The 13,717-nt window shown below is 64.6% G+C and carries 13 protein-coding genes; 6 read left to right on the forward strand and 7 right to left on the reverse strand.

Annotated features, from left to right (window positions below):
- Window positions 1–99 precede the first annotated feature (99 nt).
- Window positions 100–1,716: a cytochrome c oxidase subunit I gene (gene ctaD, locus QZV93_RS04745; RefSeq protein WP_295556416.1), complete on the reverse strand. Its 1,617-nt coding sequence runs from the start codon at window positions 1,714–1,716 to the stop codon at window positions 100–102.
- 80 nt (window positions 1,717–1,796) lie between these two features.
- Window positions 1,797–2,690: a cytochrome c oxidase subunit II gene (gene coxB, locus QZV93_RS04750; protein ID WP_295556417.1), complete on the reverse strand. Its 894-nt coding sequence runs from the start codon at window positions 2,688–2,690 to the stop codon at window positions 1,797–1,799.
- A gap of 623 nt (window positions 2,691–3,313) precedes the next feature.
- Between coxB and QZV93_RS04755 the strand changes: the two genes are divergently transcribed.
- Entirely contained in the window at window positions 3,314–3,814 is a 501-nt protein-coding gene (locus tag QZV93_RS04755; RefSeq protein WP_295556418.1) for an invasion associated locus B family protein, read from the forward strand.
- Between the two features lie 69 nt (window positions 3,815–3,883).
- On the opposite strand, the gene QZV93_RS04760 is transcribed toward QZV93_RS04755, so the two are convergent.
- The gene (locus tag QZV93_RS04760) at window positions 3,884–4,399 is read right to left on the reverse strand and encodes a phasin family protein (protein WP_295556419.1); all 516 of its coding nucleotides are present in this window, start codon (window positions 4,397–4,399) and stop codon (window positions 3,884–3,886) included.
- Window positions 4,400–4,666: 267 nt separating this feature from the next.
- On the opposite strand from QZV93_RS04760, the gene QZV93_RS04765 reads away from it, so the two are divergent.
- Complete coding sequence (locus QZV93_RS04765) at window positions 4,667–6,655, forward strand: PhoX family phosphatase (RefSeq protein ID WP_295556420.1); 1,989 nt, start codon at window positions 4,667–4,669, stop codon at window positions 6,653–6,655.
- Window positions 6,656–6,727: 72 nt separating this feature from the next.
- On the opposite strand, the gene QZV93_RS04770 is transcribed toward QZV93_RS04765, so the two are convergent.
- Window positions 6,728–7,018 carry a hypothetical protein gene (locus QZV93_RS04770; protein ID WP_295556421.1) on the reverse strand — a complete coding sequence of 97 codons (291 nt, stop codon included), beginning with the start codon at window positions 7,016–7,018 and terminating at the stop codon, window positions 6,728–6,730.
- 229 nt (window positions 7,019–7,247) lie between these two features.
- On the opposite strand from QZV93_RS04770, the gene bioB reads away from it, so the two are divergent.
- The 4 genes from bioB to QZV93_RS04790 are packed head-to-tail and all read left to right on the forward strand — an operon-like array spanning window position 7,248 to window position 11,324.
- A complete protein-coding gene (bioB, locus tag QZV93_RS04775) occupies window positions 7,248–8,336 on the forward strand; it encodes a biotin synthase BioB (protein WP_295556422.1) in 1,089 nt (362 codons plus the stop codon).
- A complete protein-coding gene (locus tag QZV93_RS04780; RefSeq protein ID WP_295556423.1) occupies window positions 8,309–9,442 on the forward strand; it encodes an 8-amino-7-oxononanoate synthase in 1,134 nt (377 codons plus the stop codon). The genes bioB and QZV93_RS04780 overlap by 28 nt, the downstream gene beginning before the upstream one ends.
- On the forward strand, window positions 9,439–10,065 hold the full coding sequence (bioD, locus tag QZV93_RS04785) for a dethiobiotin synthase (protein WP_295556425.1): 627 nt from the start codon (window positions 9,439–9,441) through the stop codon (window positions 10,063–10,065). The genes QZV93_RS04780 and bioD overlap by 4 nt, the downstream gene beginning before the upstream one ends.
- Window positions 10,065–11,324, forward strand: a complete 1,260-nt coding sequence (locus QZV93_RS04790) for an adenosylmethionine--8-amino-7-oxononanoate transaminase (protein ID WP_295556426.1) — start codon at window positions 10,065–10,067, stop codon at window positions 11,322–11,324. Before bioD ends, QZV93_RS04790 begins: the two co-directional genes overlap by 1 nt.
- 2 nt (window positions 11,325–11,326) lie before the next feature.
- Here the strand turns inward: QZV93_RS04790 and QZV93_RS04795 are convergent, their stop codons facing one another.
- From QZV93_RS04795 to QZV93_RS04805, 3 genes are all read right to left on the reverse strand, one after another.
- Complete coding sequence (locus QZV93_RS04795; protein ID WP_295556428.1) at window positions 11,327–11,989, reverse strand: thiopurine S-methyltransferase; 663 nt, start codon at window positions 11,987–11,989, stop codon at window positions 11,327–11,329.
- Between the two features lie 12 nt (window positions 11,990–12,001).
- Entirely contained in the window at window positions 12,002–13,249 is a 1,248-nt protein-coding gene (gene argJ / locus QZV93_RS04800) for a bifunctional glutamate N-acetyltransferase/amino-acid acetyltransferase ArgJ (RefSeq protein ID WP_295556429.1), read from the reverse strand.
- A 120-nt stretch (window positions 13,250–13,369) separates the two neighbouring features.
- Window positions 13,370–13,702, reverse strand: a complete 333-nt coding sequence (locus QZV93_RS04805; protein ID WP_295556430.1) for a multidrug efflux SMR transporter — start codon at window positions 13,700–13,702, stop codon at window positions 13,370–13,372.
- Window positions 13,703–13,717: the final 15 nt, after the last annotated feature.

The raw sequence follows: 13,717 nt of genomic DNA on the forward strand, positions 1-13,717 counted from the left end.
GCCTTGGAGCGACGGTGGGCGCAAACGGCACGCCCACCGAAAGTTTGTTCAGGACCACACGGCAGAGTTTCCGCCTCGGCCGTGCGGCGTCCGCCCGCCTTAGTGGTGCGAGCTTGCCGAGATGCGCGGCAGCGTCTCGAACGAATGGAACGGCGGCGGCGACGGCAACGTCCACTCGAGGGTGGTCGCACCCGAGCCCCACGGGTTGTTGCCGGCAGGCACCTTGCGGGCCAGCGCGACGAACACGCCGATGAAGAAGCAGAGCGTTCCAACCGCCGTCATATACGAGCCGATCGACGACACGTGGTTCCAGAACGCGTAGGCATCCGGATAGTCCACATAGCGGCGCGGCATGCCGGCGAGGCCGAGGAAGTGCTGCGGGAAGAACAGCACGTTGGCACCGACGAAGGTGATCCAGAAGTGCAGCTTGCCCCAGAAGTCGGAGTACATGTAGCCGGTCATCTTCGGGAACCAGTAGTAGTAGCCCGCGAAGATCGAGAACACGGCGCCGAGCGACAGCACGTAGTGGAAGTGCGCGACGACGTAGTAGGTGTCGTGCAGCGCGCGGTCGACGCCGGCGTTGGCCAGCATGACGCCCGTGACGCCACCCACCGTGAACAGGAAGATGAAGCCCAAGGCCCAGATCATGGGCAGTTTGAACTGGATCGACCCGCCCCACATGGTGGCAATCCACGAGAAGATCTTAACGCCGGTCGGAACCGCGATGACCATCGTCGCGAACACGAAGTAGGCCTGCGTGTTGACCGTGATGCCGGCAGCATACATGTGGTGCGCCCACACGATGAAGCCGACGAGGCCGATGGCGACCATGGCGTACGCCATGCCGAGATAGCCGAACACGGGCTTGCGCGAGAAGGTCGACACGATGTGGCTGACCATGCCGAAGCCGGGCAGGATCAGAATGTACACCTCGGGGTGACCGAAGAACCAGAACAGATGCTGGTAGAGGATCGGGTCGCCACCGCCGGCCGGCGAGAAGAAGGTCGTGCCGAAGTTGCGATCCGTGAGCAGCATCGTGATCGCGCCGGCGAGCACCGGCAGCGAAAGCAGAAGCAGGAAGGCCGTGATCAGCACGCTCCACACGAACAGCGGCATCTTGTGCAGCGTCATGCCCGGAGCGCGCATGTTGAAGATGGTGGTGATGAAGTTGATCGCGCCGAGGATCGACGAGGCGCCCGCGACGTGCAGCGCCAGGATGGCGAAGTCCATCGCCGGGCCGGGATGGCCCGAGGTGGAGAGCGGCGCATAGACCGTCCAGCCTGCGCCGACACCGTGCATGCCCGTCGGACCCTCGACGAACATCGAGATCAGGAGCAGCGTAAGCGCCACCGGCAACAGCCAGAACGAGATGTTGTTCATGCGCGGGAACGCCATGTCCGGCGCGCCGATCTGCAGCGGCACGAACCAGTTTCCGAAGCCGCCCATGGTCGAGGGCATGACCATGAAGAACACCATGATGAGACCATGGCCCGTCACGAACACGTTGAACATGTGCGGATTGGAGAAGTACTGCATCCCGGGCTCTGCGAGCTCGAGGCGCATGGCAACCGACAGTCCGCCGCCGATGAGACCCGCGATCATCGCGAAGATCAGGTACATCGTGCCGATGTCTTTGTGGTTCGTCGAAAAGAGCCAGCGACGCAGCCCGGTCGGGGCGTGATCGTGGTCGTGGCTGGCGTGTGCGGTGCTACCCATTTTTGCAAACCCTTGTTGGGGGTGTTTCCATTCCTGGTTTCAGGTGGCGGCTGCCCAGGCGGACAGCCGCGCGGTGCGTTCTAGCGCGCTTGCGACGGGGCGTTCTCGGCCACGGCTTTGATGCCGGCCTGCTCGAGAGCCACCTTGTCGAGGATTTCGCGTGCCTTCTTGCGGTCCTTCGCCTGCATGGCGCCGATCCACTCGTTGAACACACCGTCCGACACGACGCGCACGGCGATCGGCATGAACGCATGATTGAGACCGCAGAGCTCGGAGCACTGTCCGTAGAACATGCCTTCCTTCTCGGCCTGGAACCAGGTCGAGGTTATGCGCCCCGGCACCGCGTCCACCTTCGAGGCGAACGACTGAACGGTCCAGTTGTGGATCACGTCGTTGCTCGTCACGAGCACGTGCACGACCTTGTTCACCGGCACCACGATCTCGTTGTCGACCGAAAGCAGGCGCGGCGAAGGAATGCCCTTCTGCTCGCGCGCAGCGACCTCTTCGTCGGTCAACATGTTCGAGGTGATGTTGAAGTTGCCGTAGTCGGGATACTCATGCTCCCAGAACCAGGCGTTGCCGATCGCTTTGATGGTGAGATCGGGCTTCGGATACGTGTACTGATTCATCAGTAGCTTGAACGACGGGATGGCGATCAGCACCAGGATCAGGATCGGGATCACCGTCCAGGCCACCTCGAGGAGCGTGTGATGCGTGGTGGTGCTGGGGGTCGGGTTGCGCTTCTCGTTGAAGCGGAACATCACGTAGAGCATCAGGATCAGAACGAAGATCGCGATGGCGATGATGACGATGTTCGTAAGATCGTAAAAGGCGTGCAGCTCGCGCGCGATCGGCGTAGCGGCCTCCTGCAGGCCCATCTGCCCTGGCAGAGAATGCCCGAGGCCGTTAGCGGCCATCGCCGCACCCGGCGCAAGCAGCAAGGCTAGAAGCCCGGCCAGCGCCGTTTGAGGCATACACTTCCGTATCCATTTCAGCATTAATGCGCTCCCCGAGTTCCGTCTCCCGCCACAATGGTGCCGGGAATTCTCCCTGATATCGGTCGTTTTCGATCTTGCCGATCGTTCCTGCCCGGCGTCTCCGCCAGACTGGCGGGAACCTGCGCCACCACCCTCCTTGCGCACACTCGCCACCAAGAGTGCACACGGTTGCGGCAAAGTCCCCCCAAACCAACACACAGCACAATCGTCAAACCGTGCTCAAGTCAAGTTTTCTGCGTCATATCCACGCGTTGAAGATCCTTACGGAGTTCCTCCCTTCTGCTGCATCGCAACATGCTCATTGAACACCGCAACCGCCTTACATGACGCACACCGGACTCACATCGGACAGATCGAGCCCGGCCGGGTCCCACTTTGGCCTTTTTCCTCGCCGAGACGAGCGAACTGCGCTAGACGCGCTGGCCGTTCTTTTACAGGCCCGGCACGGCCTTCGATCCCTAGCTCACGAGGATCACAAGATTCCGATGGCTCTTCTTTTCCGCAGACAGGTACGGCCCGCGCGCCGCGTTTGGCAACGTAAGCTGATCATCTTGTGCACTGCGTTAGGCCTGGCCTTAACGGGACTTGTGGGGACGGGTTTGAGCGGCAGTGAATCGGCGCGCGCCGGCGCCGCCCCGGACGCCAAACAGGCAGCCCTGCAGCAGCAGTTCGGCGGCGAGGTGAAAGGCCAGTACGGGGACTGGCAATATGTCTGCAAGCCTCCGCCTCCGGGAGCCAAGAACGAGGTTTGCGCGCTCGTTCAAAGCGTGACCGCCGAGGACCGCAAGAACGTCGGTCTCACCATCTATTTCCAAAAGTTCTCGAACGGCACCAAGGTGCTTCGCGTCTTCGCACCGGTCGGCGTGCTCCTGCCTCCCGGCATCGGGCTCAAGGTGGACGGGGTGGACATCGGCCACGCGCCGTTTCTGCGCTGCCACACCTTCGCCTGCTATGCTCAGGTCACCGTCGACGACAAACTCATTGCGCAGTTGAAGAGCGGCAAGACGGCGATCTTCATCATCTTCCAGTCCGAGGAGGCCGGCATCGGCATCCCGATCTCGCTCGCGGGATTCGGCGACGGGCTCACAGCTCTCAACTAAGACCCAGAAATAGATGAAGCCCGAGACGAGGTCGTCCCGGGCTTGCACATCTTTCGCGTGACGGCGTGCTCAGGCGACGCGGCGCTGCTTGCCCGCGGGCGGCTGATCGGGACGGGTCGTATGCGGACCGCCGTCCTTGCTGCCTGTGCCGTTGAAATTGATGTAGTCGCGTGCCGCCGCCGAAGGACGCCCACCGCCATAGGACCAGGGATCGGCGAACGCCCACGCATCGAAGATCTTGCGGCTCGTCTCACCGTACTGCTCGGCAGCCGTGCGCCAGAACGCCATCTGCTCGTTGAGCACGTCTTGCGGCGAACGGCATTGCGCGAACCGCGTCGGCGCCTGCAGATAGGCCTGCGTTCGGCGATTGAGCAGCCCCATCACCTCGAGTTGTGAGCGCGCCGCCGCCTTGAACGGGGCGCTCGCGCGCTGTGACACCGTATAAGGACTGAACTCCGAAGGAAGCGCGGTGGGCACGCCGAAGCTGCGGCCGAAGTCCTCGAGCGAAGTGACATAAGCCTCGAAGAGCGGTGCGAAGGGTCCGAATGCCCTTGAATCGAAATCGGCGCGATTGCCCGTTCCCATTTGCCTCTACTCCCCTGACGGTGGACCCGGCTCATGGACCGGATCTCATGATTGCTGCCTTAAGCCTAGGCACGACGTGGCGCGAATGCAATTGATCAAGAACAATTGGATAAGAAGAAGACAATAACGAAATGTTGATAAGTATCGACCCAGGTCTTCTGCATTGGATCTTAGCGTGTTGTTTTCCACGCGTTGCGCCAACAAGCGTCATGAGAAAGTGATCCGACATCGCTAAACGGTGGCTCGAACGAGCATCCGAGGACTGCCATGACGCGTCGCCCGCTTCCTCCGTCTGTCGCCTTCGAAGCCGCCGAGAACGAGGGCAGCAACCCGAGCTCGGCCCCGACGCTTGGAGATATGGTCGCCGCGCGCCTGTCGCGCCGCGACCTCATGCAAGGCCTAGTCGCCGTCTCGGTGGCAACCGAGGCTCTTTGGCCTCGTGCTCTCATGGCGGCTTCGCCCGATGGCGCTTCGGCGCCGTTCGACTTCCCCGAGCTTGCGGTCGCGCCCGCCTCGGAAACCCACCACGTGGCCGAGGGCTACGATGCCGACATCCTGATCCGCTGGGGCGACGCCGTGCTGCCGGACGCACCCGCATTCGTGCCCGGGAAACCGGACGCGGCTGCGCAGACGAAACAGTTCGGTTACAACAACGACTTCCTGGGCTTCATTCCCCTCGACGGCGCCTCCGATCACGGCCTCCTCGTCGTCAACCACGAATACACGAACGGCGAACTGATGTTTCCTGGCATCGCCCCCCGCAGCGACAAGGATGCGGATTTCGCCGCCGTCACGCGCGAGATCGTCGACGCCGAGATGATGGCGCACGGCGGCTCCGTGATCGAGATCCGCCGCACGGACGGCAAATGGCAGGTCATTCCGAATTCCAAGTACGCGCGCCGTATCACCGCCGATACGGAGATCGCCATCTCCGGCCCCGCCGCCGGCCATGCCCGCATGAAGACCAAGGACGACTCCACCGGCACACGCGTTCGCGGCATGCTGAACAACTGCGCGGGCGGCGTGACACCCTGGGGCACGTGGCTCACCTGCGAGGAGAACTTCAACGGCTATTTCTGGAGCAAGGCTGCGGCCGAGCCTCTGACGCTTGAAGCGCGCGCCTTACGCCGCTACGGCGCCCCGGCCCAGTGGTACGCCTGGGGCCGTTTCCACGATCGCTTCGACACGTTGAAGGAACCCAACGAGCCGAACCGCTTCGGCTGGGTGGTCGAGATCGATCCGCTCGACCCTGCCTCGACACCGGTGAAGCGCACCGCCATGGGACGCTTCAAGCATGAGGGCGCCGGCAACATCGTCAATCGCGACGGACGCTTCGTCGTCTATCAGGGCGACGACGAGCGCTTCGACTACGTCTACCGCTTCGTCACCGAAGGCACGGTCGACACCACCAATCGCACCGCCAACAAGGACCTCCTTGATCGCGGCACGCTCTACGTCGCGCGCTTCAACGCCGACGGCACAGGCCAGTGGCTGCCGCTCGTCCACGGCAACGCCAACAAGGATGGTCAAGTCTGGATCAACGAGGCCAACGGCTTCAAGGACCAGGGTGACGTGCTGATCCACGCGCGTCTTGCCGCCGATCTCCTCGGCGCCACCCGCATGGACCGCCCCGAGGACATCGACGTCAATCCGAAGACCGGCAAGGTCTATCTGATGCTGACCAACAATTCGAAGCGCAAGATCGATGAGGTCGATGCCGCCAACCCGCGCGCCGGGAACAAGTTCGGCCACATCATCGAAATCACGCCGGACGGCGGAGATCACGCGGCGCCGTCTTTCACCTGGGACATTCTCTTGAAATGCGGCTCGCCTGAGATCGCCGAGGTCGGCGCCACCTTCAATCCGGCCACCTCGAAGAACGGCTGGTTCGGCATGCCGGACAACTGCACCGTGGACGCCGAGGGCCGCCTTTGGGTCGCGACCGACGGCAACTCGCCCAAGGGCACCGGACGTAACGATGGCATATGGGCGATCGAGACCGAAGGCGCGGGACGCGGAACCTCGCGCTGTTTCTTCCAGGTGCCCACCGGAGCCGAGATGTGCGGGCCGTGCTTCACGCCCGACCTCGAAACGTTTTTTGTCGCCGTCCAGCACCCGGGCGAGACCGAGGACAATGGCCCGGTCTCGACCTTCGAGGCACCGATCACCCGCTGGCCCGACTTCGAGGACGGCACGCCGCCACGCCCTTCCATCGTCGCCATCACGCGCAAAGGCGGCGGAAAAATCGCGGGCTGACGGAAAACGTGACGCTCCAGCCGCGGCCCTCCTCCCAGGACGTTGCGGCTGGACCGTTTTATGGCTGGCCGATCAGCCGGCGAGCTTCGCCTTGATGAAGCCAAGCACCAGAGCCGTCAGCGCGCCGCTGACGCCACCCGTCGCGAAGCCCGTAATGATGGCGTTGATGTCGAGACCGGAGGCCGCTGCCGCCCCGCCGAGCCCGAGAAGCGGACCGAGCAACTGGCCGCCAAGCCCGCCGCCGAGGGCGCCTGCGATCGTGTTGCCCAGCGTGCCGAGCGCGTCGTTCTTCGTGGCTGCGGCTGCGGCGTTGCCGCCGATCGCGCCACTTGCGGCCTGAATCAACAGTTGTGTAAGGTCCATGGTGGTCTCCCCTGGATCGTTTGAGCCGTTGATCGGTTCAAATCGAACAAGCAATTGCGAGCCTTCCCTATGTCGGAGCGCAGCGCAAGCAGGTATTGGTCCTCTATGGTTGACAATTGACCGTACGGGTTTCCGGCGCGTCCCAGGCGGCCGCGGCAAAAAATGAGCCTTGCGGTCCCATCCCTTCGCAGTGCAAACATCGCCTAGGCCAATGAGGAGAGTCCCCTCGATGAATGTGCATGTCGTCCAGATGACAACCAACGCCGCGGACCCGGTCCGCCACGACTGGACACGTGCCGAAGCGCAGGCGATCCACGACCTGCCCTTTAACGATCTTCTGTTCCGGGCCGCCTCCGTCCAGCGCCGCCATTTCGACCCCAACAAAGTCCAGATGGCCCGCCTCTTGTCCATCAAGACCGGCGGCTGCGCCGAGGATTGCGGATATTGCAGCCAGTCCGCCCACCATGCGTCCGGCCTCAAAGCCTCCAAACTGATGGAGCTGGAGCGCGTCCTGACCGAAGCGAGAAAGGCCAAGGCCCAAGGCGCGACCCGCTACTGCATGGGTGCCGCCTGGCGCTCTCCCAAGGCACGCGACATGGACACCGTCGTCGCCATGGTCGAGGGCGTGAAGGCACTCGGCATGGAAACGTGCATGACGCTCGGCATGCTCTCCGACGGTGACGTTGTGAAGCTCAAGGACGCCGGCCTCGATTACTACAATCACAACATCGACACCTCCGAGCGCTACTACTCCGAGATCATCAAGACGCGCTCGTTCGCTGATCGTCTCGACACCCTGGCGCGCGTGCGCGAAGCGGGCATCAAGGTCTGCTCCGGAGGCATCGTCGGCCTCGGCGAAACGATCGAGGATCGCATCGACATGCTCGTGACGCTCGCCAACCTCGACGAGCATCCCGAGAGCGTGCCGATCAACATGCTGATCCCGATCCCCGGCACGCCGCTCGAGAACCGCAAAAAGGTCGATCCGATCGAGTTCGTGCGCGTCATCGCGCTGGCCCGCGTCATGATGCCGACGTCGTTCGTCCGTCTCTCCGCGGGCCGCACCGAGATGAGCGAGGAGACGCAGGCGCTCTGCTTCTTCGCCGGCGCCAACTCGATCTTCTGCGGCGACACGCTGCTCACCGCCGACAATCCCGGCGAGGACAAGGACAAGGTGCTGTTCGGCAAGCTCGGCATCGAGCCGATGGCGCTCGAAGGCGCCGCCGGGAATGAAACGGCAATGGACGCCGAGACGGAGCATGCCGGCTGCGGCTGCGCCGGGACCACATCATGTCAGACAGCCACGAGCGGGCGCTGAAGGCGCTCGAGCGGCGCGGACGCCTGCGGGCGCTTCAGCCCAGGAGCGGCATCGATTTCTCATCCAACGACTATCTCGGGCTCGCTGCCTCCCCCGAGCTTGCGGAGGCCGTCGCCGCCGCGCTCGACCGCGGCGTTGCCATTGGCGCCGGCGGCTCGCGGCTCCTGCGCGGCAACGACCCCGAGCACGAGGTGCTGGAAGCTGAAGCGGCCGCCTTCTTCGGCGCCGAGGGTTGCCTTTATTTCGGCGGCGGCTTCCTCGCCAACTACGCTCTCTTTTCGACGCTCCCGGCGCGCGGCGACCTTGTCGTCCACGACGCCCTGATCCACGCCAGTGTCATCGACGGCATGCGCGCCGGCAAGGCCGCCATCGCGTCGGCCGCACACAACGATGCCGAAAGCTTCGAGACCGCGATCCGGCAATGGAGAGCCGCGGGCGGCACCGGCCGGCCGTGGATCGCCGTCGAAAGCCTCTATTCGATGGATGGAGATCAGGCGCCGCTGACCGACCTCGTTGCGATCGCCCGCCGTCACGATGGCGTGCTCGTCGTCGACGAGGCGCACGCGACAGGCGTTCTGGGACCGGACGGGCGCGGGCTCGCGCACGCACTCGAAGGCTCATCCGACGTCATCTCGCTGCACACCTGTGGCAAGGCGCTCGGCGTGAGTGGAGCGCTTCTGCTCGCGCCTCGAGCCATGCGCGACTTCCTCGTCAACCGCGCACGCCCCTTCATCTACGCCACCGCACCCTCGCCGCTGATGGCGGCAGCCGTTCGCGCAGCACTGGGCCTCGTTCGCACCGGCCCCGGGCGGCGCCAGCGTTTGGCGAAGCTCGTGGCATTCGCCGGCCGCGAGCTTGAGCGCAGTTGCGGCATCGCGCCCTCGGGATCGCACATCCAGCCGGTCGTGCTCGGCGCCGACGAGCGCGCCGTCTCCGTCGCCAAGGCGCTCGTGGCGGAGGGCTTCGACGTACGCGCCGTGCGCCCGCCGACCGTTCCGGAAGGCACCGCGCGCCTGCGCATCTCGCTCACCTTGAACGCCGGCGAGGACGCCACCGCCCGAATGCTCGACACCCTCGCCACGATCCTCGCACGGGTCCCGGCATGACCCAGGGCGTGATCGTGACGGGCACCGACACCGGCATCGGCAAAACGGTTTTCGCGGCCGCCCTCGCCGGCGCGCTCCAAGCGGCGTATTGGAAACCCATCCAATGCGGTCTCGACGGCGGCGGCGATAGCGAGCGCGTACGCGCCCTCTCCGGCCTGCCGCCCGGCCGCATTCTCCCCGAAGCCTACCGATTGCAGATGCCGGCGTCTCCCCACCGCGCCGCTGAAGCCGAGGGTATCGAGATCAGCGTTTCGAAGCTGCGGCTCCCCGAGATCGACGGTCCTCTCGTCGTCGAAGGCGCAGGCGGTCTCATGGTGCCGGTTAACCGCCAGACCTTGACCATCGACGTCTTTGCATCCTGGCGCCTGCCGGTGATCCTGGTCGCCCGCACGGCACTCGGCACCATCAACCACAGCCTGCTCTCGATCGAGGCCTTGAACGGCCGCAACATCCCCATTCTCGGCATTGCCTTCGTCGGCGACGAGATCGCCGACACCGAGCGCACCATCGTCGAGATGGGCAACGTACGTCGCCTGGGACGCCTGCCGCTGCTCGACGCGCTTACACCCGCGAAGCTCGCCGAAACCTTTGCAGCGCATTTCCGCGTCGAGGATTTCCGCTGATGGCGCGCAACATCGTCTGGCATCCCTTCACGCAGCACGCGACCGATCCTCAGCCGCTTCCGATCACACGCGGCAAGGGCGCGTGGCTGGAGACTGAGGACAACCGCCGTGTCCTCGATGCGATCTCGTCGTGGTGGGTCGTGACGCATGGCCACCGGCACCCGGCCATCGTCGCCGCCATTCACGACCAGATCGACAAGCTGGATCAGGTGATCTTCGCCGGCTTCACCCACGAGCCCGCCGAACGTCTTGCGGAAATGCTGATCGACATCGCGCCGCCCGGCCTCGCGCACGTGTTCTATTCCGACAGCGGCTCGACCGCGGTCGAGGTGGCGCTCAAGATGGCGCTCGGCTACTGGCGCAACATCGGCCAGCCGAGAACACGCATCGCCGCGCTCGAGCACGGCTATCACGGTGACACTATCGGCACCATGTCGGCCGGCGCGCGCGGCGTCTTCAACGCCGCCTACGAGCCGCTTCTGTTCGATGTGGTACGCATTCCGTTTCCGCATCCGGGCCGCGAGCAGGAAACTTTGGACGCATTAAATGCCGCCGGACGCGACGGCACGCTGGCTGCTTTCATCGTCGAGCCGCTGATACTGGGCGCGGGCGGCATGCTGATCTACGGCGCCGGCACGCTTGCGGAGATGAAGCGCATTTGCGAGCGTCATGGCGTGCTCTTCATCGCCGACGAGGTAATGACCGGCTGGGGTCGCACGGGCACCCCATTCGCCTGCGAGCAGGCCAGGATCACCCCCGACATTCTTTGCCTTGCCAAAGGTCTGACCGGCGGCTCGTTGCCCCTCGCCGCAACGCTCGCGACCTCCCGCATCTTCGAGGCTCATTTTTCGAAGGATCGCACGCGCACGTTCTTCCACTCGTCGAGCTTCACCGCCAATCCCGTATGTTGCGCGGCCGCGCGCGCCAATCTCGGCATCTGGGCGAGCGAGCCCGTTCATGATCGCATTGCCCGCCTCGCCGAGCTGCAAAAGGGCGCGCTCGCATCCCTCGCCTCCGACGCCCGCTTCGAGAACCCGCGCCAGATCGGCACCATCGCGGCAATTGATCTGAAAGTGCCCGACGGCGGCTATCTCGCGTCCATCGGCCCGGCGCTACGGACTCATTTCCTCACGCGCGGCGTCCTGCTGCGGCCCCTCGGCAATACCATCTACGTCATGCCGCCCTACTGCACGACCGCCGGCGACCTTGCCCTCGTTTACGAGGCCATCAGCTCCGCCCCCGACGCGCTCGCCGAATAAGCTCAGCCCGCCTTGCGCCGCAGCACGTACACGGCCTCGTCGAGCGCCGTCACGCCCCGATCCCTGAGGTTCGGGCTCTTCTCCAGTCCGTCTCGCGTCTCGCGGATGTCGATCGCGTGCGTCGCGCCGAACAGCGCCGCCACCGCGGAGAGAGGCGTGGAGAAAGGCGGCCCCGCGAGCTGGCCATCGGGGTAGGAAAGAGAGATCAGGAAAATGGGAGCCGCGCGGGGCAGCACGCGGTGTAAGGCCTCGGCATAGCGCACCTGCAGGCTCGGCGGCAAAGCCACCAGCGCAGCCCGATCGTAGACAGCCGCCACGTCTCGCAGAGCGTCGCCCGGAAGCTCGAAGATGTCGCCGCACCAGATCTCGATCGGCCCCGCCGCGCGCACCGTGAAAGATCCCGCCGTCCGCGTCTCCGCCTCGAGCCCGTGCTCGCGGAAGAAATCGTCCACCGCCAGCGGCGACAGCTCGACGCCGATCACCCGGTGGCCTTGCCCCGCAAGCCACGCCATATCGAGGCTTTTCCCGCACAGAGGCACGAACACAGTGCTGCCGGGAGCGAGCCCGAGCGACGGCCAGTGCATCGCCAGCAGATCGTTGCCGGCTGCCTGATGAAAGCCGATCTCGCCTTTCTGCCAGCGCTCGATCCAGAAGTCGGGCGTCACGCCTGCCCCCTTTCAGCTCCGATAATCGGCGTTGATCGACACATAATCGTGCGTGAGGTCGCACGTCCACACGTGCGCTTGCTCATGCCCGACGCCGACATCGATACGGATCACGATCTCGCGGTTCTTCATGTAGGCCGCCGCTGTTGCCTCGTCGTATTCAGCGGATCTCTCGCCATCGCGTGCCACGCAATGCTCCCCAAACCAGATCGAGAGCTTGTCGCGGTCCGCCGCCTCACCGGACTTGCCGACCGCCATTACCACCCGCCCCCAGTTCGGATCCTCGCCCGCGATGGCCGTCTTGAGAATCGGCGAGTTTGCGCACGAAAGCGCGATTTTACGCGCCGCCGCGACGCTCTCGGCGCCCTCGACGACAAACGTCACGAACTTCGACAGCCCCTCGCCGTCCTTCGCCACCTGGACGGCAAGATCGGCCATGACGTCGTGCAGCGCCGCCGAGAACGCCTTGAGCTTCTTCGAACCGGCCTTTGTCACCGGCTCCTGCCCGCGCGCTTCCGCCGTCCCGGTCGCGAACACGAGGCAGGTATCGCTGGTCGAGGTGTCGCCGTCGACGGTCATGGAGTTGAACGTCGATTGCACATGCTCCGAAAGCATCGCCTGTAGCGCCTTCGCGCCAATGGCGGCATCCGTGAAGATGAAGCAAAGCATGGTCGCCATATCCGGCGCGATCATGCCCGCGCCTTTGCAGAAGCCGTTGACCGTCACTTCGACGTCGCCGATCAGCGCCGTGCGCGTCGCGAGCTTCGGATAGGTGTCCGTGGTCATCACGGCACGCGCGGCAGGAAGGAAGCTGTCCGCCGTCGCCCCCTTCACCAGCCCGTCGATGAGATGCGCGAACTTCTCGGCCTCGAGCGGCTCCCCGATCACGCCCGTAGAGGCCACGAACACATCATGGCGCGCGCAGTCGATTGCCTTTGCGCCCGCCTCGACTGTGAGGTCGACCGCCTCCCGCCCTTTTTTTCCGGTGAACGCGTTTGCGTTTCCCGAGTTGACGATCAGCAGCCGCGCCCCGCCCTTCTTCAGATGCTTGCGGCACGCGAGCACCGGCGCCGATGCCGTCTTGGATTGCGTGAGCACGCCCGCCACCGTCGTCCCTGCGTCGAGAACCGCGACCATCAGATCCGTGCGCCCCTGGTAGCGAATACCGGCCTCGGCCGTAGCGAAGCGCACGCCCGCAAGCGGCGGCAGGATCGCAAGTGTCTCGGGTGCGAACGGCGAGGGAGTCGTAACCTTGCCCATGGGCGAGAGCTCCGGAGCGAAACAAGCGGCCGCAACGGCCGCAAAAATGAAGCGGACTATAGACGAGCCGCGCCCACTCGCCATCCGCTCACGATAGGAGCGGAGCACGGGTTGCACGGGTCAGTTCCCTGCCGTACCCGACAAAACTTGCAGAACGACGACACCGGCGATGATCAACGCCATGCCGGCGAGAGCGGCAAGGTCGAGCTTCTGCCCGTAGACGATCCAGCCCGCGAGCGAAATCAGCACGATGCCGATACCCGACCAGATGGCGTAGGCGATCCCCATCGGGATCGCCTTGAGCGCGAGAGATAGAAAATAGAAGGCCGATCCGTACCCTGCGACGACGATGACCGACGGCCAAAGCCGGCTGAAGCCGTCCGACGCCTTGAGGGCGGAGGTCGCAGCGACCTCCGAAAGAATAGCGATCAAGAGAGCTAATTGGCTCGACATGGCGGCTTCTTGCAG

This window comes from uncultured Hyphomicrobium sp. (genome assembly GCF_902826555.1).
Classification (GTDB): domain Bacteria; phylum Pseudomonadota; class Alphaproteobacteria; order Rhizobiales; family Hyphomicrobiaceae; genus Hyphomicrobium_C.